Below are 19,252 nucleotides of genomic sequence, written 5' to 3'. Positions count from 1 at the left end.
CCCATTCCCGAGGCAGGATCTGAATGAGTTAAAGATGGGTCACAAGCATCAGTGCGGGCCAGCCCGCGTCCCTGAGCTTTCCGAGGTGTGCCACCCCGTGGGCGCTGCGGAAGCCGAAGAAATCGCCGAACGGCTATATGGCGCGCGAGGCTCGGCCACGCGCTTTGAAACCGAGAAAGACGACACGTTCCTCCTCAACTGCGCGGCCAGGGGGAAGTTTGTGCTGAAGATCGCTCATCCTTCCGAGCGGATGGAAGAGCTCGATTTTCAGGTCGCCCTGCTGCGTCATCTCGAACAGCGGGCGCCAGATCTACCCGTCCCCCGTGCACTTCGCGACGCCGACGGTGTGGATTTGCCCAGCGTCACCACCAGGGCCGGCGAGCGGCGGGTGGTGCGGCTCATCACCTTCCTCCCCGGTACGCCGCTCGACCGGACATCTGCCACAGCCCCACAGCGCGAGCGGATCGGTGAAATCCTGGCAAAGCTGCGTCATTCCATGGCCGATTTCTCGCATCCCGCAGACGGCCGGGCGCTGGCATGGGACGTCACCCATCTGCTGGATCTCGCCGATCTGTTGAGTTTCATCCCCAGGGGCGGCAAGCGGGCCTGGACCGTCCGCGCGCTCGAGCGGTTTGCCGAAGTCAAGCCGAGCCTCGACCTGTGCCGGCGGCAGGTGCTCCACAACGACTTCAATACGTCGAACCTAGTCGTCAATCACGCCAGCCCGCAGTTCCTGACCGGCGTCATCGACTTCGGCGATGCGGTCCGTACCGCTGTCGCCGTTGATGTCTCCACGGCGTTGATGAATCAAATGCCAAAAACGTTCGACCATGGGAACCGGCGTGACCTGTTCGACGAACCGCGCGACGTTCTGCGCGGCTATCTCCGCCACGCCGAACTGACGGACGAGGAACTCCGGCTCATCCCCTTCCTGTCGATGGGCCGTCTTGCGGTCCGTGCGCTGTTGACGTGCTGGCGCGCCGAAATCTTCCCGGAGAATAGCCGCTATATTCTGCGCCATACCGAAGCCGGCTGGGCCCACCTCGAGTGGTTCCACTCGATTTCGACCGCACAGATTTCCGATCTTCTGACACGATAGGAACCGTGATGTCCCAGCAATCGACTACCCTGCCCAAGGGCTTCCGTGGCGACATGCCAAATGGCTTCAACCCCCAGGACACGTCTCATCTCACAAGCGAAGATTTGGCGCATATCGCCAGGCGGCAAAGGCTGCTCGGGCCCGCTTATCGGCTCTTCTACAAGTCGCCGGTTGAGATCTCCCGTGCCAAGGGCGTCTTCCTCTATGACAGGCACGGCGACGAATATCTCGACGCCTATAACAACGTGGTATCGCTGGGTCACTCTCATCCACGCGTCATCGAGGCGATCCAGAAGCAGCTCGAGGTACTCTGTACCCACACGCGTTACATGCAGGAGCCCCTGCTGGACTATGCCGAAGCCCTGATCAATACGTTCGGTGGCGAACTCGGCCGAACCGGATGCGCGATGTTCACATGCACCGGCTCGGAAGCTAACGATCTCGCCTTGCGTATCGCGCGTTACCACACACGCAAGACCGGCGTCATCGTCACGGCCGAAGCCTATCACGGCAACAGCGGCGCGGTGGCGGCAATCTCGCCGTCGCTCGGCAAGAAGTCGGCTCTGGATCCCTATGTCCGCACGGTCGCCGCGCCCGATTCCTACCGCCTACCCGTCGAGGAAATCGGCCGGCGGATGGCGGAGGACGTCGCACGGCAGATCGCCGACATGGAGCGGCATGGCGGCGGCCTGGCGGCCTTCATCGCCGACTCCGTCTTCTCGTCCGATGGTCTCTATGTCGATCCGACGGACGTATTGGCGCCGGTGGCGGAAGTGGTGCGCAAGGCAGGCGGCCTGTTCATCGCCGACGAGGTGCAGTCCGGATTCGGGCGGACCGGCACCCATTTTTGGGGTCACTCCCGGCACAAGGTCGATCCGGACATCGTGACAATGGGCAAGCCCATGGGCAACGGCTATCCCGTTGCCGGCGTAGTCCTGCGCCCCGAACTCATCGCCGAATTCGGTTCCAGCATGCGCTACTTCAACACGTTTGGCGGCAACTCCGTCGCTATCGCCGCTGCAAGGGCCGTGCTCGACACGATCCTCGAAGAGGGCCTGTTGGACAACGCCGCCAAGGTCGGCGGCGAAATCCTCGACGGCCTGCGGGACCTGCAGAAGAAATATGAATTCGTCGGCGATGTTCGCGGGGCCGGCCTCTATTTCGCCGTCGAACTCGTCAGGGATAGAGACCGGAAAACGCCGGACATGGACCGTGCGCTTGCTGCCGTCAATGCATTGCGCGACCGGCGCATCCTCATTTCCGCGACGGGAGCGGACGCTCATATCCTGAAGATCAGGCCCCCGCTCGTCTTCACATCGGCCAACGCGGCGCGTCTCCTCGAGGGCGTCGACGGGGCGCTTCGGTCCGTGCAGATCTAGGACTCACCCCCATGCAGCCGGAGGGCACAATATCATCTCCCTTGCCCTATGCCGCCGCATGTGGCGTAGGTATGAAAACAAAATCAACGAGCAAAGCCACAGCCATGCCGACGCTGCACGCCACGAATCAAGCCGAAGATCTTGAGATGAAAGTCGAGCCCATGCCGGCTAGCGCGGTGGAAACCCTGACACACGCCTTGCGACGGCGCATCTTGTCGGGAGATTTCCATCCGGGCGAGTTCCTTCGCGACGTGAAGATGTGCGAGGAGCATTCGACCTCGCGGCACACATTCCGTACAGCAGCCCAGGTGCTCGTCACGCAGGGCCTACTGCGGCAGATACCGAACAGAGGCTTTGTGGTGCCTGAATTCGGGCCCGACGATATCGTCGATATCACACGCGTGCGCGGTGCCATCGAAGGCGAGGCCATTCGTCTGATCGTGCTGACCGGCGTCATCCCATCTCAGGCGCTGGAGGCGGTTGAGGTTATGCACAGGTCGACTCTATCCACCGACAGATCCCTGTTGGTTGGCGCGGACCGTGACTTCCACCGCGCGATTATCGCCGCTAGCGGCAGCGCTCGGCTGAAGCGAACCTATTCAGACCTCGAGGGCGAGATCGAGCTTCTCCTCGCACAGCGGCAGGATTTCTACGCCACTGCCGAAGAAATGGCGGAAGAACACGAGCGGCTCATCAACAGCTTGAAAAGCCGCCACTACGATACGGCGCGGGAGGCGTTCCAGGAGCACTGGGAAGATCTCCAGATCAAATTGCTTGATCAACGCTGACCAGCGCTCCGCGCCCATAAGGCGACGCTGTGGATGCCGGCGCCGCCGGTTCGACGCGGAGCAAGCACCATCTCGGGTGCTTCCTCTCCGGCTAGGACAAGATGCTGGTCGATGCCATGACGGTGCGGATGACGCTCAAGCCGCAGAGCCTCAGCCGCGTACCGGCCGGATTCCTCGGCCCATCAGCACAAACTCGGGACGAAAGGTCAGGTTGGCTCTTTCGATTTCGCGGGGAGGGTGATGCAACCTCGAAGCGCCGAGGCGGAGCCGCCATTTGCCAGTGCGCAAAGGATAAAACACCATGACCCGCTTCTCAGCGCCTACCGCCAAGGCTAATGATGCCGCCATGTATATTCGCCCCGCCTCATCCGCAGACGCTCCCGCCGTTTGGTCAATTATTGAACCCATAATCCGAGCGGGAGAAACCTATGCGCTTGATCCCAACCTGAGCCGGGCAGAGGCTCTCGCGTACTGGATGGGAGCAGACAAGGAAGTCTTCGTTGCCGAGCAAGCGGGCGCCATCCTCGGCACCTATTACATGCGTTCCAATCAGGCGGGCGGTGGTCAGCATGTTTGCAACTGTGGATACGTCACAGCACCTAATGCGACCGGTAAAGGCGTCGCACGTAGTTTGTGCGAACACTCAATGGCAACCGCCCGCGGCCACGGGTATCGGGCGATGCAATTCAACTTCGTCGTGAGCACCAACCTGCGGGCCATTTCGCTATGGCAGAAAATGGGTTTTGAAGTCGTGGGCACATTGCCCGGCGCGTTCAGGCACCCGACGCATGGCTACGTTGACGCCTTCGTTATGTATCAAGCGCTATAAAGGCAGTTGGCGTTCGCGATGTAGAGTGAGATGCTGTCCTGCCCGTGCGGTCGCGGTGACTTTTGCGTCCTTGGCCGTTTCAGCACCCGCCCGCCGATGGCCGCGATAGGACGGTGAGTGGATGAGGCAGATCGCACCGTCGAGTCTGACAAGCGAGTCCACGCAGTTTTTAATCGAGATCAACCGAGTGCCTGACTGACCAGCGCGTAGTTGCGGTGATACGTGGGTCTGCTTTGCACGCACGCGGCCCGCGACGTCGCGTCTTGATCCCACAGCCGGCGTCGTTGAGCCCACGCGCGGGGAGCCATCCTGCACGATCCGTGGAGACATCCCTATCGATACGGACGAATCTGCCCTGCTCGCGCAGAATCACCATCAATGCCGAACGGTCATGGTCGTTTGCCGCGCGCTCCAGCGCCACCAAGTAGGCATGATCGCCGCTCTCGCGCCATGTTACATGGGCGGGCGCCTCAAGCCGCAACGGCTCGCCCTGTTGCTGCACGGCCTCACAGCAAAACCCACCTTCTCATCGAGCGGCCGATATTGATGCTGCGGGCATAGGAGGGAACCCATTCCTCCTCGCCCTAAAACCGCTTGCATTTTCGAAGAAGTACACCTAATCTGCAACCAGTTGTAAATTACAAGCAATGGCGGAGGAGTTGGAACGATGAAGCTCTACTCAGCACCTGGTTTCACCAGCTTGGCCGATCATATCGCGATGCTGGAGGCTCGAATTCATTTCGACCTGGTCAAGGTCGACCTCGAGAGCAAACAGATCGAAGGCGGCGGCCGTTACACGGACATCAATCCTACGGGCTATGTGCCTGCCCTTATGTTCGACGACGGTGAGCTGCTGACGGAGAATGTCGCGATCCTGGCATGGATTGCCGATCGCGCACCGGTGCTCGCCCCTGTTGGTCATCTGGGCCGATACCGCCTGCTCGAAATGTTGAGCTTCATCGCGACCGAGATTCACAAGCGCTTTCCCGCCTACTTGGCGCTTCCGGCAGATGTCAGGGAGGCGACCGGCCGCGAAATATTGCATTGGTTCGGATTCCTCGCGGGTCGCTTGGACCGGGGCCACCTTTTCGGAGAGACCTTTACGGTCGCGGACGCCTATCTCTTCCAATTGGCATGGGGTGCGGCGCAACTCGGGTTCCCTCTGCCCGAGCCGTTTGGCGATTACATCGCACGGATGGAACAGCGGCCCGCGGTTCAGACGGCGCTGCGCCGGGAGGGCCTCGCATGAGCGAGCTCATGATCCGCACTGATGGGGTCGAACTCGCGACGCAGAGCTTCGGCAACCCAGCCCGTCCACCGCTGCTCCTCGTCATGGGCGGGATGGCGTCCATGCTGTGGTGGTCGGACGAGTTCTGCCATCGACTTGCCGAGCGGGGCCGTTTCGTCATTCGTTATGACCAGCGCGATTCCGGTCTTTCGACGAAGTATCCCCCCGGTCGGCCGGGCTACACCTTCGACGACGCAGTCGATGACCTTTTCCGCGTGCTCGACGGCTACGGGATTTCGAAAGTTCATATCGTCGGCTTTTCGCTCGGCGGCATGGTGGGACAGGTCGCCGCGCTGAAGGCTCCGAAGCGCACGCTTTCCCTGACGGCGATCAGCACCTCGCCGGTCGGAATGGACACGTCCGATCTTCCGACCAGCGGCGAGGCTTGGATGGAACATATGTCCGTGGAAGCGGATTGGTCGGACCGGGCAGACGCGGTCACGTACCTCGTCGAGGACGCGCGCCTGACTGCGGGGACGGCACATCCGTTCGACGAAGCCGGGACCCGCGCCTTCCTCGAGCGGGATTTCGACCGGTCCGGAGGCTATCTCAGCGCCACCAACCACAGCATCCTATTTGGGGTCGGCGAGAGGTGGCGGGGCCGCCTGAACCAAATGAAAGTGCCCCTTCTCGTTCTTCACGGCACAGCCGACCCGGTCTTTCCCGTCGAGCACGGCGAGGCACTCGCGCGAGCGGTAGCGAATGCGAACTTCGTGAAGATCGAAGGTGGCGGCCATGAAATTCATCCCGGAGATTGGGAAGAGATCATTTCTGCTATCGACGAACATGTCGGGGAATGAACTCCCGCCAGGTGATAGTGAAGGAGGGTATCGAGGTGCCGTTCTTTATGACGCGGTAACGAAGCTGTGCTGCTGGCAGGACCGGGGTGATGGGTTGAAGCCCCCGCCGCAGGACGCGCGCGAGGTCTGGTTTGTCGTCCGGCCGATCAATCACCCTGGTCCTCGGGCGGCAGATTGGCCGGGTTCCACACGACCTCCCACAGATGCTCGTCCGGATCGGTGAAATATCCGGCATATCCTCCGTAGAACGTCTTTTCAGCAGGCTTTACGATCCGCGCGCCGGCACCGGCTGCCTCTTCCATGATCTCGTCCACTTCGCTTCGCCGGGACACATTATGGCCGATCGAGAACGACGTGGCGCTGGCTGGGGCCTTCGGCAAGCCGCTGTCATGCGCAAGGTCGTCCTGCGCCCAGATTGCCAGTTTCATGCCGTTGGCGAGATCGAAGAACGCCACGGCGCCATGCTCGAATTCGCGGCCGACGATCCCTTGCGTCGGCAGCTTCAGACCGTCGCGATAGAACGCGAGCGACCGTTCCAAGTCAGCAACGCCAAGCGTCAGGACAGATATCCGCGCCTTCATGGTCATTCCCCATCCGATCGAGCTATGCGTGTGGCACCATTAACTGACTGCAGGCGAATACCTTCTAGACCTGATGCTCTTCGTTGATCTGCTCACGCATCCAAACAAGAAATTTCTGGAGGGGCAGTGACGGTGCTATGCTCTTGGGCCAGGTCAGATAATAGCCCTCGCCACTGTAACAGGTCATGCTGAAAGGCGCTACGAAGCTGCCGGTCTGGAGATGCCGGTTGACGAAAACCTTCGTCGCAATAGCGACCCCGATGTCCAAAGACGCAGCCTCGTAGGCAAGCGCGGAGCTTTCAAAACGAACCCCTGGGCCGGGATCAACCGTTGATCCAACACGCTTCAGCCAGGCGGCCCAGTCGGTGGGGCGCGCCATGGAATGCAACAGCCTGACACGGCCTAGATCATCAGGGCTCTTCAACTTGTGCATTGCCTGAAACGCTGGCGAGCAGATAGGAATGAGCTCGACATCGACCAGCTTCTCACTGTGGAGATCCGGCCAGTTTCCCTTTCCTGCACGAATGGCGGCATCCAGATTCTGCGTTTCAAAATCGACCGGCGCGATGGAGGAGCTTAGGCGCACCTCGATTCGGGGAAAGGTTTCATGGAATTGCGTCAAACGCGGAATGAGCCAGCGTTGCGAGAACGTTGTATAGGACTGAATGGCCAGAATATCCCGCCTGCCGCGCCGGGAAACCCGTTTCGCGGCATTGCCGATCTCGACAAATGCGCGGGTTACACCCTCGTAGAGCTGCCTTCCCTCTTCAGTCAACTCGATACCGCGGTGTAGCCGCTTGAACAGCACCACACCCAGATAATCTTCCAGCACCTTGACTTGGCGGCTGACGGCAACCTGCGACACGTTCAACTCTTGCGCTGCATGTGTGAGGCTCGATAGACGGGCAGCCGCCTCGAACGTCCGTAGCGGATTGAGAGGTGGAATGGGATTGTTCATGATTTACTCATACGGCATTGTCTCCGGCGCGCAAATCGATCCGAACCGCTCAGCAAGCGCTTTTTGTCGCGACGATGATGAAGCATAGTATTTCAAGGCCGGGCCGACGAACCCGGCCCGGCGCTCTCATGCCCGTGCCATCGCGATCGCAATTCCCTGCCCAACGCCAATGCACATGGTCGCCGCAGCATATTGCCCCTTGCTCTTTACGAGTTCGAGAGCCGCCGTTCCGGCTATTCGCACGCCGGACATACCGAGCGGATGGCCAAGGGCGATAGCGCCTCCGTTCGGATTGACACGCGGGTCGTCGTCAGCGACGCCAAGTTCGCGCAAACAGGCAAGGCCCTGGCTTGCAAAGGCTTCGTTCAGTTCGATGACGTCGAAGACGTCATGCTCGAGCTTCAGACGCGCCATCAGCTTCCTGCAAGCTGGCACCGGTCCGATGCCCATGATACGGGGCGCGACACCCGCGGTAGCCCCGCCCAGAATACGCGCGATCGGCGTCAGGCCGTGCTGTTTCACCGCCTGCTCACCGGCAAGGACCACCACAGCCGCGCCGTCATTCACGCCGCTGGCATTGCCCGCCGTTACGCTGCCACCCTGCCGGAATGGAGCCTTCAAACCGGCCAAGGCAACGAGTGTAGTCGGGCGCGGATGTTCATCCTGGCTGAACAGGACGGGGGGGCCTTTCCGCTGAGGAATCTCGACGGGCACGATCTCCTCTGAAAAGCGTCCATTGGCCTGCGCAGCCGCTGCCTTTTTCTGCGAGCGATACGCGAATGCGTCCTGATCCGTCCTCGAAATTCCGAAAGCCTCCGCCACATTCTCGGCCGTCTCCGGCATCGAGTCCACGCCATATTGTGCCTTCATCAGCGGATTGATCAATCGCCAGCCGATGGTCGTGTCCTCGATCGACGCAGCGCGGCTGAAAGGGGATTCGGCCTTCGGTACGACAAACGGGGCACGGCTCATGCTTTCGACGCCGCCCGCGATGATCAGATCAGCCTCTCCGGCCTTGATAGCGCGTGCGCTGGCGATGATCGCGTCCATCCCGGAGCCACAGAGCCTGTTGATCGTCGTTCCCGGTACGTCGACCGGCAATCCGGCCAGAAGCAAGGACATGCGCGCGACATTCCGGTTGTCCTCGCCTGCCTGATTGGCACAACCGAAAACAACCTCGTCCACCGCCTGCCAATCTAGAGAGGAATGGCGGGCCATAAGCGCTTTCAGCACCACCGCGCCGAGATCGTCAGCCCGGATGGAAGCGAGCGTTCCTCCAAAACGGCCAATTGGGGTGCGGATATAGTCGCAGAGATAGACATTGGACATCGCTGAGCGCCTCCAAATAACGGTGAGCGTGGGAAGTGGACGCCACTGGCTCTATCCCGATCGCGCCGGGCGCCAGAGTCAGTACCGGAGCTACCGAAGCACCGCGAGGGCGTCTCCGGCGCGGACGCCATTACCTTTCGGAAGGACGAAGATCGGATTGATTTCGGCTTCTTCCAACCGGCTATCCAGGGCTGAGACCATATCGGCGAAAGAAAGCACCGCTTCGATCAGAGCCTCCGTGTCGGCGACCGGACTGCTGCGGAACCCGTCCAGCAGTACCGAGCACTTCAGTTCGCCGATCATATCCCTTACCTCGTCACGCGTCACGGGCAGGAGGCGCATCGCCACGTCCTGATAAAGCTCGGTCTGCACTCCGCCGGCGCCCAGCAATATTCCGGGGCCGAGCTGTGGATCGCGTTTGTAGCCGAGAATGAATTCGATGCCGCCTTTGACAAGTTCCTGAATCAGAAAGCCGTCGATCCTTGCCGGGGTCGCGGCCTTCACCCTGATCAACATCCGCTCACACGTCGCCTCGACGTCGCCCGGAGCAACACCGACAATGACACCACCGACTTCCGACTTGTGCAGGATTTCCTTCGAGAGAATCTTGATGACAACAGGTCCGCCGAAATCGGCCGCCTTGCTTGCGGCCTCTGACGGCGTCGTTGCTATTACTTCCCTTGTGATCGGCAGGCCGAATTGCGCGCAGAGACGTTTTGCATGCGCCTCGTTCAGTGCGCCCGTGGGCAGATCCGAAATATCGACCACCGGTTTTGCCCGATCTTCGAAGGCGTGCGGATCTGGACGCTGCTGGAGCGCCTTCAGAGCCGCTGCGCAGCTCTCCGGCGCCGCATAGGCGGGTATGCCGCTGGCGTTGAGATGTTGAATGATCCCTGGTGCCTCGGGGCTGACATATGCCATGACCGGCTTGTTGCTGATGCCCATCGAATCGAGCAGCGGACGCGCAACAACGTCCGGCTGGCCTATGGAGGATGAACCGACGACGACCACGATGGCATCGTAGCTCGGACTTTCGGCAAGAATCTTCAGGATGGCCCGGAATAGGTCGGGCCGCAGGCCAGCCAGAGTCACGTCGATTGGATTGCGGTCGAGGATCGCCTCCTTCAGGTCCAGCGCCAGCAGCTTCTGCGCCGTCTCCGGATCCGGGCTCGGCATTTCAAGACCGGCAAGGCCGACATTGTCGGCGACGATGGTTGCAGCACCACCGGTCGAAGTAACGATGGCTATCCGACGGCCGGCAAGAACACGTCCCTGTGCAAGCGCCGCCGGAATATCCAGAAGATCGGCAAAGGTCTGGGCACGAATGATGCCGAGTTGCTTGAACAGCGCGTTATAGACCGTGTCCGCACCCGCCAGCGCACCCGTATGTGAAACCGCGGACTGCGCCCCCGTCTCCGATCGACCGACCTTATAGGCGACGATGGGCTTTCCAGCTGCGATCACCCTTGTGGTCGCCTGGCGGAATTTTTCAACGTTGCGCACGGTCTCGAGATAAAGGGCGACGGCCGTGGTGGCCGGATCATCCGCCATGGCCTCGAGCAGGTCAGCGACTTCGATGTCGGCCTCGTTGCCTGTTGCGATGAGCTTGGAAAAGCCGATGCCTCGGCCAACGCCGCGGGACAGGAGCGAGCCCAGGATACCGCCGCTCTGCGACAGCAGCGCAATGCCGCCGGCCCGAAAATCCTTCATCTCCATGGCACCGCTGGCCGTCAGCATGATGCCGTCGCTCAGGTTTACCAGACCGATGGTGTTGGGGCCGAGAATGCGCATCGGCCCGGCAGCCTCGCGCAACTGCGCCTGCAGGCGCTGCCCTTCTGCGCCGGCTTCGCCGAAGCCGCTGGCGAGAACGATGGCTGCCTTCGTGCCTGCCGCCGCCAGCTCGCGAACGGACTCGATCACCCGGTTTGCGCCGACGAGCACGAGGCCGAGATCCGGTGCCTCCGGAAGAGTGCGCGCATCGGCGTAGCACTTCAGGTCACCGATCGCGTCGGAGCGCGGATTGATCGGATAGATCCGTCCCTGATATTTGTGTTGCTGGAGATAGGCGATCGGCCGGCCGGTCAGTTTAGTGGGATCGGACGATGCGCCAACGACGACGACGCTGGCAGGGTTCAGGAGCGCCCTTATGAATGTCATAGCGTCCACCTTACCCGTTCGTCTTGTTGAGGAATGCTTCAACCGATGCACGATGCTCGGCAGTCGTATAGCAGATTGCCTGCGCCTCGCGCCCAAGCGCAAAAATGGCCTCGTCCGAGCTTTCGAATGACCTGTCCAGGATGGACTTGGTCAGCGCGACGGCGGCCGGGGAGCCAAAGCTCAGTTGTTCCGCCCAGGTCTGTGCTTCATCGAGCAGCTTTTCCGGCGCAGCGACGCGATCAATCATGCCGATCTGGAGTGCTTCTCCGGTTTCGACGACCCTTGCGGTCAGAATCAGCTCCTTGGCACGGGAAAGACCGACTCGGCGCGGAAGGAAATACATGCCGCCGCCGTCGGAAACGAGACCGCGCTTGATGAAGCTCATAGACATCTTCGCGCCTTCCGCCGCAATGATGAAATCGCAGGCGAGCGCCATGTCGAGGCCAAGACCAAATGCCGCTCCATTGACGGCGGCGATCACGGGCTTCGTTATGCCATGAATAACCGCAACTCCCCTGTGCGTGCTTCGCTGACGGGTCCAGCCATTGAACGCAACATCGCCGGGTGCGGCATCCAGCCGCGCGCGCATCCCCGAAACGTCTCCGCCGGAGCAGAAGCCTTTACCCGCCCCGGTCAGGATGACCGCGCGCACGGAGCTGTCGGCAGCCAGGTGCTCGAACACGTCGATCAACTGCGAGCGCATCTGGTCGTTTACGGCGTTGCGAACATCCGGGCGATTCAATGTTACAGTCGCTATGCCGTTCTTGTGCGATAGCGCGATGAATTCGTGTTCACGAACACTGATTGTCATGGATCTCGTTCCTTCTGTCCCTTCGCAAGCCTTGCAGACGGCAAGCGCCATGTTTCACTGTGGCTGGATGCGTGAATGTCTTCGCAGTTGCTGGCGGGCACCGACCATTCGGCCGGTCCGCCCACCTCGTTTCAGGCGCAGCACCTAACGCGGCGCTGCTCCGGCTAATGTCAGTTTTCCCGGCAAGCCATCGCCGTAGAGAATTGCCGCGATGATGCTCTCCGCTTCCCGCTTTGCGATGACTCCGGCAGAGAGCTCGTGGAATTTCGCAACGAGATCAGCATCTTCGAGCGGGTCTTCCGGATCCCCTCGTCGCGTCTTCTGAAGATGTTCGAACATGCGGCCATCGCGCAGGTAAACACGCAGGCGCGCCTGACGGCGGCCGGGATAATCAATTGAAAGAGAGGGATCCTCGCAGAGCTCGATCCTCCCCATCAAGTCGCGGATGTCCGGCCGTGCCATTGCTTCGGGCTCAAAGGCCGAAAGCCGGACGCCTCCCAGAACCAGGTGCGCGGCGAGGCAGTATTGAAGGCTGAAACGCCCGTCCTGGGCGGAGACGGGATCTGGCCTGTTGCACATCGTTTGTGTGGCGCGATAGCCGAACACCGCGATCCGCTCGATGTCGGCAGGGCCAAATCCGTGTGCGTCGCGCATCAGGCCGATGGCGTCGAGCGCGGGGAAGATGTGACCGCAGCAGCCATGCGCCTTCACAGTCATGCGGGTGATCGGCGTCCACGTGCCGAGACCGTCAAGGGCATTCCCCCAGTCGCCGGCCGTATCGCTGGTGGCAGCGGCAAAGCCGTTATCTGCATGCAGGCTATCCGCGGACGCGGTCACCCCGGCCACGGCTGCCATTGCCGCCATGAGCCCAGCATCGGCCGCGTGCCCCGGATGGAGCGCCTTCGCCATGCCCTTGCCCTGGAGGTTCTGCTGGTGCCCGCCCGCGAAACTGGTGGCAAGCGCGATAGCGTTGCCGATGCCGCGTCGGTCACCGCCGAGCAGCATCGCTCCGGCGACCGACGCGCCGATCGTCCCGACCGTCGAGGTCGTGTGCCAGAAGGCATAGTGGCTGGGTTGTATGGCGAGAGAAATACGGCAACCGACTTCGTAACCGGCAATGATCGCCCGGTGCAGGTCATCGAGGGTCGAGCCGAGATGCTGGGCAAGGGCAAGGGCGGCCGCGATCGTCGGACTGCCGGGATGATAGCCGCCATCCTTGAAGATGTCGTCGAACTCGACCGTGTGGCTGGCGACCGCGTTGAGAAGCGCGGCCCGGCGCGGACTGCAGGTCCGTGCATCCACATAGCACCAGGCACCGCCGCTCCCCGCCACCTCCTTCATCGCGGGCGCAAGCAGCGTCGCCGGCTGTCGGATGCAACCGGGCAGCATCGTGGCGAACCAGTCCAGCACGGCGCGCCGCGCCGCCCAGCGGACCTCACCCTCGAATGGGCGCTCACGCCAGTCCTCGGCGGCCCCGGCCAATATCGAAAGCGGGTTGATCATTCGACTGCCGCTTTCATCTGGCTGTGGGCCAAGGAGGCGCCGTTTTCGGCGAGAAGCTTCTCGAGAGCAGCATTATCGAAACCGAGCTCCCGCAAAAGGTCCTCGGTCTGTGCCCCCACTTCCTGTGGCGGAAAGGTCAGGCCGGGGGCGCTATCCGACATGGTGAAGCCGGCGACCGGCACCACAAGACCATCCAGGGGGCTGCCGGGCGCAACGTGCTTGTGCAATACCGGCCTGGCCGCGATCTGCGGATCGGCAAGTGCTTCCTTCAGGTGGCGCACTCGCGCTGCCGGAATGCGGCGCTCGCGGAAAAAGCTCTCCCAATATTCGGCCGGCATGGTCACGATGATCTGCCGGAGCGCGCGTTCTTCCTCCGCATGGCCGTCAAGACGTTGGTCGTTGCTGATCTTGATCAGGTCCTCCCGGCCAAGCGCGATCCACAGGCGGCGTTGCTGCTCCAGGTTGGAGGCGGCGATCATCAGGTCTGCGTCGGATGCTTGATAGAGACCGATGGTGGCAAACGGAAAACGATTGCCTTTGGCCTTGGGATGGCTGCCATTCCAGAGATAGCCGGTGACGGAGGGACTGCACAGCATCAGCGCCACGTCCAGCATCGAGACATCAACGAACTGTCCCTTGCCGCCGTTGCGCTCGCGCTGCAAAAGCGCCGCCGTAATCGCGTAGGCTGCGGTTGTTCCCGTTGCATAGTCGACCACTGGTGCTCCGCACTTCAGCGGATCGCTGTCCTGATCGCCTGTCATCGCCATCATGCCGGAAAAGGCCTGCAGTACGGAATCATAACCCGTCTGCTCGCGCCGGGGCCCCATGGATCCAAATGCGGAGATGGAACAATAGATGAGGCGCGGATTGAGCGCCCGCATGTCCTCATAGCCAAGTCCGAGCTTTTCGAATGCGCCGGGCCGGTAATTCTCCACGAAAACATCTGCCGTCTCGATCAAACGCTTCAGTGCCTCGCGCCCGCCTTCGACCTTCAGGTTTAGCGCCACAGCCTTTTTGTTGGAGGCCTGGGACATGAAGGCGGTTCCCATGCCTGCGTTGCTCAACGCCCGGTCGGATCCCTGAAGACGGGCCTGATCCGGATCGGACGGGTCTTCGATCTTGATGACTTCTGCGCCGAGGACCGCCATCTGGTAACTGGCGAACGGTCCTGCGAGAACATGGGTGGTGTCTATGACACGCAATCCGGCAAGCGCTTTCGTCATGGGCCCTCCTATTGGCATTTCCTATCGTCCCTCCCGGCCGCCTAACAAGGCCACCGGGCATTTTGCGAGCATACGGCCTGTCTGTTACTGCAGGAGGCCGGCCGCCTGGAGTTGCTTCACGGCCATGTCGCTGACCTTGCGAACGAATGCATTGTATTCTTTCGGGCCCATCCATGAGTCGACCACGCCGGTGTTGCGGGCATAGTCCTGATAGCTCTTTGCCTTCATTGCTTCATGGAAGGCATCGGCGATCTGTTGCTGCAGTTCCAGCGGCATGTCCTTCGGCCCAAAGAGGCCGCGAACCTGTACCCAGCTGGTATCGACCTCGAAGCCCTGTTCGCCGAAGGTCGGCAGGTCCGGAAGACCCTCAAGCCGCGTCTCCCCCAGCACGCCCAGACCTATGATGCGTTTGGATTCGAAGAACGGCGCAGTCGGGCCGAGGTTGGAAACGCCGACATCGACATGGCCCCCAAGCAACGCCGTCATAATGTCGGGCGTGGAGTCGAAGCCGACCCAGTTGAGCTTGATACCTGCTGCCTTTTCGAGCATCGACGTGCCCAGGTGCTGCATCGATCCGACGGGGCCGAAACCGCCGATGTTAATCTTACCGGAGTTCGCCTTGGCTTTGGCGACCAGATCGCCAATCGTCTTGATGTCCGAGTCCGCGCGAGCGAAGTAAATGATCGGATCTTCCTGGGTCGATGCGACCCAGGAGAAATCGTCCACGGAAAACGTCCCCTTCAGATTTGTCAGCATGCTCGTAAAGTGGCTCATCGTGTTGATCCCGAGCGTCAAGCCATCGGGTTTAGCATAGGCAACACGCGCCATTTGCGTCGCTCCCCCGGCACCAGGTGCATTCACCACCACGATGGTTTGGCCAATCAGAGGCTCAAGCGACTGCGCGAGCGTGCGGATGAAGATATCCGCGGTTCCGCCGGGCTTGGTGTGCATCAGGACGTTGACCGGACCGGACGGTTTCCAGGCTGTCTCTGCGGCTGCGGGGGCGGCGACAAGCGCGGCTGTGATCGTCATACACACGGCGGCACTTTTTGCCCGGACCGTTTTGAGCAGATTGAGTGACATGAAATTCCTCCCAAAGTTTGAAGATGAAGGCCCCCGGCTCCTCTCCGGTCGGTCTGTATTGTGCTCATTGCGCGAGCGGATTGAACTGAGATTTGATCAGGTCAGATAGACGTAAACATTGGTCTGGTACCTGCCGGTGGAGAGCCGGCCGATGCTCGGCTCTCCACATCGGTTTTCACCTGGAAGCCACCTCGCCGGCGGCTGCCTCGGGCCGCCGCCGGCGCCGGACAAAGCCGATTGCGGGCAGCACGAAGGCGAGTATCGCCGTCAGCGACAGAACAACGGTGACCGGTGAGGTGTAGAAGATGTCCAGGCTTCCTTGGGATGTGATCAGCGCCCTCCGGAAGTTAGTCTCCATCATTTCACCCAGCACCAGCGCGAGGATGACCGGCGCGAGCGGAATCTGCACCTTGCGCAGGAGGTAGCCGAGGATGCCGAAGGCGGTCATCACGTATACGGGGAATATCGTGCCCTCGGATGAATAGGCGCCCACAAGGCAGATCGCCGAGACAATGGCGGCAATCGCCGGTCGTGGAATGTTGGCCACCTGTGCCCAGCCGCGTGCACCGGCGAGGCCGATGAACACCATGATGGGGACGCCGATCCAGAGGGACGCGAAAATGGTATAGGGAATTTCCGGGTTGCGGCTGAACAGCAATGGGCCGGGTTGAATGCCCTGGATCATCAACGCTCCGATCATGACCGCTGTCGTTGGCGATCCCGGAATGCCGAGTGCAAGAAGTGGCGCCATCGCGCCGGATACGGCAGCGTTGTTTGCCGCCTCCGAAGCCGCGACACCCTCTACCGAACCCTTGCCGAAGAGCTCCGGATTCTTGGATGTCCTCTTGGCCATCGCATAGGCGATGAAGGATGCAATCGAGGCGCCCGCACCCGGGATGATGCCGATGACGTAGCCGAGCACCGAGCTTCTCATGATGACGCCGTTGAGCGGCCAAAACCCCTTCCAGTTCCATGACATGAACCCGCCGACAGGCGGGCTCTTGACCTTGGCGGCGGCGCCTTCCTCCACCATGAACAGCACTTCGGACATCGCATAGAGGCCGAGCAGCACGGGCACAAGCGGAAGACCTTCGAACAGCTCCGTCGAGACCGCGAAGCGCGGCACGCCTGTCTGCGTGTCAAGGCCAACAGTCGCCAGAGCGAGGCCGATGCCCATGGCGACGGCGCCCTTCACGACCAGGCCCTCTGCGAGGCCGACGACCAGACTGAGACCGACGAACGCCAGCGCGAAATACTCACCGGGCCCGAAGCTGAGTGCGAGCTCCGACAGGGGAACGGCCGTGAACAACAGGAACAGCGCGCTGACGAAGATGCCAATGCCCGAAGCGATGATTGACACCATCAGGGCTTCACCTGCCCGTCCCTGCTGCGTCAGCGGATAGCCGTCCCAGGCGGTGGCCACAGCCGCCGACGTTCCGGGGGAGTTGATCAGGATGGCGGTGATCGCGCCGCCATATTCGGCGGCGGCGTAAAGCGCGACCAGTCCCACGATCGAAACGACCGGGTCCAACCCGTAGGTGAAGGGGATGAGCAGCGCCACACCAAGGCTCGGGCCGAGACCGGGAATCGCCCCGATGAGATAGCCGGCAAGGGCGCCAAAGACGAGACTGATCCACACCATGGGATCACCGAATGCCGAGAAGCCTAGTAGCAGATGTTCAATCATTTCGGGTCCTCACGGAAAGACGACGTTCAGTGCTATCGCGAACACCACGTAGATGAAGGCGACCAAAACCAAAGGGACACCGAGGACATGCAAAGGGCGGCGCTCTCCGGCGGCGAGCATGACTGCGGTGGAGAAAAGCGCCACGCAGAAGTAGACGCCGAGCGTCTCGAACCAGGCGGCCTGCGCGATGAAGATGAGACTGGTGGCCAGTACGTAGAAGGGGCGACGCCAGCGGGTCACGGGCCTTTCCATCCCGCCCATCATGCCCGCAAGACCGAAGCCGATCATGAGCACCGTGGCAAGAATGGTGCCGGTGGCGATCAGCAGCGGAAATCCTCCCGCTCCGATATCCGTCGCGTTGAACGGCTCGGGCAGCGAACGCGCGTCGATGACGTACCAGATCAACGTTGCGAGAAGCATCAGCCCGGCTGCGACCTCGAGCAGAGGCAACGGCAGGCGGATGCAATCGGCAACGCGCTGTTTACCCTCGTCGAAAGGTTGTTTTTCCATGATCTCCTCCTTGCTACGGTGCGAGAGCAATCTCTCCACGCCGCGCCCCTCCTTCACTTATGGGCAATCACGACAGAGAGTGAAACTGATCATTGATTTGGCCAGAATGCTCGATTTCTTGGGTCAAGACCGTGGTGCACGACCAATCCGGCGCTAATCACACTGGTCATTCGCAGGCGGACGCCGCTTCTCGTAACGGTGGATCAGGTCGATGACCCACGGTATGTTCGGCATGAAGATGAAGATGCGGATCAGGTGGAACGCCGTGATGAGCGCCACGTCCTGCCCCAGGAATTTGGCCGTCAGCGCCATTTCGGTGACGCCGCCGGGTGCGGCACCGAGAACCATCAGCTCCCAGTCCAGGCCCAATGTGACGGCGATCGCCACGGCGACGGCGGAGGTCATCGCCAGAAGGGCAAATGTCGCCAGGATGGACGTCGTGACCAACCGTGCGGCTGACTGGAACAGCGATCTGCGGAATGTAGATCCCAGCCAGACCCCAAGCACGACCTGCGCACCGGACAGAATGACGCCGGGATAGAAGTACGGGCCAAAGCCGGTAGCCGAAAGGGCCGACGAGGCGGCGAGCGGTCCGAGAAAATAAGGGTTCGGAATGCGCAGCAGCCGGCACGCAAACGCGCCCGCTACCCCGATGACCAGTAAGACCGCGGCTCCCAGCGGATCGAACGGGGCGGGCATGTGCACGGCCGCAGAGGCGGGCCAGCCGTCTACAGCATAGATGACGATCGGGACCAGCACGACCACTGCGGCTATGCGGACGGTCTGCGAAAGAATGATCGGACCCGGATTGCACCGGCACCGCTCTGCCATGATCGCCGCCTCGACGGGGCTGGTCGGAAGCGACGCGATGAAGGCGGCGGTGAGGCTGAGCCGCGCCGCGCGCGCCAGCAGCAGTGCAACAGTGAACGCGCAGACCGCCGTTGCTAGGGCCACCCCGACCAGAAGGGGCGCCAGCGATAGCATCATCGCGAATGCGGCTGGGGAGAAATAGACACCCACCTGGGATGCAATGACGATCTGGCCGGCAGGCCGGGTTTCCACCGGAATGACGATCTCCGCGAGGCCCGAGAGATAAAGCGCGGCAGTAACCAGAAGCGGGCCAATCATCCAGGGAAGCGGCGATCCAACGCAGAGCGCGAGCGCCCCGCCGAGAGATCCGATCGAATAGATGAGCGCGAGACGGCCAATGTGGCTGCTGTTGCTCAT

General features: G+C 61.6%; 17 protein-coding genes. 6 read left to right on the top strand and 11 right to left on the bottom strand.

Going from position 1 to position 19,252, the window contains the following annotated elements; translation table 11 throughout:
- The first annotated feature begins 97 nt into the window (after window positions 1-97).
- From ACTJKL_RS22655 to ACTJKL_RS22630, 6 genes are all read left to right on the top strand, one after another.
- Window positions 98-1,099 carry a phosphotransferase gene (locus ACTJKL_RS22655; protein ID WP_338280957.1) on the top strand — a complete coding sequence of 334 codons (1,002 nt, stop codon included), beginning with the start codon at window positions 98-100 and terminating at the stop codon, window positions 1,097-1,099.
- Window positions 1,100-1,107: 8 nt separating this feature from the next.
- Window positions 1,108-2,478, top strand: coding sequence for an aspartate aminotransferase family protein (locus ACTJKL_RS22650; protein ID WP_411933449.1), 1,371 nt, complete (start codon window positions 1,108-1,110; stop codon window positions 2,476-2,478).
- A gap of 104 nt (window positions 2,479-2,582) precedes the next feature.
- On the top strand, window positions 2,583-3,266 hold the full coding sequence (locus tag ACTJKL_RS22645; RefSeq protein ID WP_275598698.1) for a GntR family transcriptional regulator: 684 nt from the start codon (window positions 2,583-2,585) through the stop codon (window positions 3,264-3,266).
- A 346-nt stretch (window positions 3,267-3,612) separates the two neighbouring features.
- Window positions 3,613-4,095 (top strand): GNAT family N-acetyltransferase, encoded by a 483-nt coding sequence (locus ACTJKL_RS22640; protein WP_338280953.1) that lies wholly within the window; start codon window positions 3,613-3,615, stop codon window positions 4,093-4,095.
- A 667-nt stretch (window positions 4,096-4,762) separates the two neighbouring features.
- Window positions 4,763-5,344, top strand: a complete 582-nt coding sequence (locus ACTJKL_RS22635) for a glutathione S-transferase N-terminal domain-containing protein (RefSeq protein WP_440853856.1) — start codon at window positions 4,763-4,765, stop codon at window positions 5,342-5,344.
- Window positions 5,341-6,183, top strand: a complete 843-nt coding sequence (locus ACTJKL_RS22630; protein WP_440853855.1) for an alpha/beta fold hydrolase — start codon at window positions 5,341-5,343, stop codon at window positions 6,181-6,183. Before ACTJKL_RS22635 ends, ACTJKL_RS22630 begins: the two co-directional genes overlap by 4 nt.
- Before the next feature lie 146 nt (window positions 6,184-6,329).
- Here the strand turns inward: ACTJKL_RS22630 and ACTJKL_RS22625 are convergent, their stop codons facing one another.
- The 11 genes from ACTJKL_RS22625 to ACTJKL_RS22575 form a co-directional block, all read right to left on the bottom strand.
- Window positions 6,330-6,764, bottom strand: a complete 435-nt coding sequence (locus tag ACTJKL_RS22625; protein WP_411933495.1) for a VOC family protein — start codon at window positions 6,762-6,764, stop codon at window positions 6,330-6,332.
- A gap of 64 nt (window positions 6,765-6,828) precedes the next feature.
- Complete coding sequence (gene gcvA, locus ACTJKL_RS22620) at window positions 6,829-7,722, bottom strand: transcriptional regulator GcvA (protein ID WP_324765201.1); 894 nt, start codon at window positions 7,720-7,722, stop codon at window positions 6,829-6,831.
- A gap of 126 nt (window positions 7,723-7,848) precedes the next feature.
- Window positions 7,849-9,051: a 3-oxoadipyl-CoA thiolase gene (pcaF, locus tag ACTJKL_RS22615; RefSeq protein ID WP_440853854.1), complete on the bottom strand. Its 1,203-nt coding sequence runs from the start codon at window positions 9,049-9,051 to the stop codon at window positions 7,849-7,851.
- Between the two features lie 90 nt (window positions 9,052-9,141).
- Window positions 9,142-11,208: an acetate--CoA ligase family protein gene (locus ACTJKL_RS22610; protein WP_440853853.1), complete on the bottom strand. Its 2,067-nt coding sequence runs from the start codon at window positions 11,206-11,208 to the stop codon at window positions 9,142-9,144.
- A 10-nt stretch (window positions 11,209-11,218) separates the two neighbouring features.
- Complete coding sequence (locus tag ACTJKL_RS22605) at window positions 11,219-12,019, bottom strand: enoyl-CoA hydratase/isomerase family protein (protein ID WP_029964291.1); 801 nt, start codon at window positions 12,017-12,019, stop codon at window positions 11,219-11,221.
- A 144-nt stretch (window positions 12,020-12,163) separates the two neighbouring features.
- On the bottom strand, window positions 12,164-13,522 hold the full coding sequence (locus ACTJKL_RS22600) for an MmgE/PrpD family protein (RefSeq protein ID WP_440853852.1): 1,359 nt from the start codon (window positions 13,520-13,522) through the stop codon (window positions 12,164-12,166).
- Window positions 13,519-14,745, bottom strand: coding sequence for a CaiB/BaiF CoA transferase family protein (locus tag ACTJKL_RS22595; protein ID WP_440853851.1), 1,227 nt, complete (start codon window positions 14,743-14,745; stop codon window positions 13,519-13,521). Before ACTJKL_RS22595 ends, ACTJKL_RS22600 begins: the two co-directional genes overlap by 4 nt.
- A gap of 84 nt (window positions 14,746-14,829) precedes the next feature.
- Window positions 14,830-15,828: a tripartite tricarboxylate transporter substrate binding protein gene (locus ACTJKL_RS22590; RefSeq protein ID WP_411933455.1), complete on the bottom strand. Its 999-nt coding sequence runs from the start codon at window positions 15,826-15,828 to the stop codon at window positions 14,830-14,832.
- 175 nt (window positions 15,829-16,003) lie between these two features.
- Window positions 16,004-17,515: a tripartite tricarboxylate transporter permease gene (locus ACTJKL_RS22585; protein ID WP_411933456.1), complete on the bottom strand. Its 1,512-nt coding sequence runs from the start codon at window positions 17,513-17,515 to the stop codon at window positions 16,004-16,006.
- Between the two features lie 9 nt (window positions 17,516-17,524).
- Window positions 17,525-18,025: a tripartite tricarboxylate transporter TctB family protein gene (locus tag ACTJKL_RS22580; RefSeq protein WP_411933457.1), complete on the bottom strand. Its 501-nt coding sequence runs from the start codon at window positions 18,023-18,025 to the stop codon at window positions 17,525-17,527.
- 153 nt (window positions 18,026-18,178) lie between these two features.
- Complete coding sequence (locus ACTJKL_RS22575; RefSeq protein WP_411933458.1) at window positions 18,179-19,252, bottom strand: AbrB family protein; 1,074 nt, start codon at window positions 19,250-19,252, stop codon at window positions 18,179-18,181.

This window comes from Sinorhizobium sp. 22678 (genome assembly GCF_052044265.1).
Classification (GTDB): domain Bacteria; phylum Pseudomonadota; class Alphaproteobacteria; order Rhizobiales; family Rhizobiaceae; genus Sinorhizobium; species Sinorhizobium meliloti_A.
The sequence above is the reverse complement of the archived record's forward strand: the minus strand, read 5'-3'. Positions and strand labels throughout refer to the sequence as shown.

Excerpts from the sequence above, each read along its gene's own strand:
- ACTJKL_RS22610 (WP_440853853.1), bottom strand. The coding sequence starts at position 11,208 with ATGACATTCATAAGGGCGCTCCTGAACCCTGCCAGCGTCGTCGTCGTT.
- gcvA (WP_324765201.1), bottom strand. The coding sequence starts at position 7,722 with ATGAACAATCCCATTCCACCTCTCAATCCGCTACGGACGTTCGAGGCG.
- ACTJKL_RS22580 (WP_411933457.1), bottom strand. The coding sequence starts at position 18,025 with ATGGAAAAACAACCTTTCGACGAGGGTAAACAGCGCGTTGCCGATTGC.
- ACTJKL_RS22605 (WP_029964291.1), bottom strand. The coding sequence starts at position 12,019 with ATGACAATCAGTGTTCGTGAACACGAATTCATCGCGCTATCGCACAAG.
- ACTJKL_RS22575 (WP_411933458.1), bottom strand. The coding sequence starts at position 19,252 with ATGAGCAACAGCAGCCACATTGGCCGTCTCGCGCTCATCTATTCGATC.
- ACTJKL_RS22585 (WP_411933456.1), bottom strand. The coding sequence starts at position 17,515 with ATGATTGAACATCTGCTACTAGGCTTCTCGGCATTCGGTGATCCCATG.
- pcaF (WP_440853854.1), bottom strand. The coding sequence starts at position 9,051 with ATGTCCAATGTCTATCTCTGCGACTATATCCGCACCCCAATTGGCCGT.
- ACTJKL_RS22650 (WP_411933449.1), top strand. The coding sequence starts at position 1,108 with ATGTCCCAGCAATCGACTACCCTGCCCAAGGGCTTCCGTGGCGACATG.
- ACTJKL_RS22645 (WP_275598698.1), top strand. The coding sequence starts at position 2,583 with ATGCCGACGCTGCACGCCACGAATCAAGCCGAAGATCTTGAGATGAAA.
- ACTJKL_RS22640 (WP_338280953.1), top strand. The coding sequence starts at position 3,613 with ATGTATATTCGCCCCGCCTCATCCGCAGACGCTCCCGCCGTTTGGTCA.
- ACTJKL_RS22635 (WP_440853856.1), top strand. The coding sequence starts at position 4,763 with ATGAAGCTCTACTCAGCACCTGGTTTCACCAGCTTGGCCGATCATATC.
- ACTJKL_RS22590 (WP_411933455.1), bottom strand. The coding sequence starts at position 15,828 with ATGTCACTCAATCTGCTCAAAACGGTCCGGGCAAAAAGTGCCGCCGTG.
- ACTJKL_RS22625 (WP_411933495.1), bottom strand. The coding sequence starts at position 6,764 with ATGAAGGCGCGGATATCTGTCCTGACGCTTGGCGTTGCTGACTTGGAA.
- ACTJKL_RS22600 (WP_440853852.1), bottom strand. The coding sequence starts at position 13,522 with ATGATCAACCCGCTTTCGATATTGGCCGGGGCCGCCGAGGACTGGCGT.
- ACTJKL_RS22630 (WP_440853855.1), top strand. The coding sequence starts at position 5,341 with ATGAGCGAGCTCATGATCCGCACTGATGGGGTCGAACTCGCGACGCAG.
- ACTJKL_RS22595 (WP_440853851.1), bottom strand. The coding sequence starts at position 14,745 with ATGACGAAAGCGCTTGCCGGATTGCGTGTCATAGACACCACCCATGTT.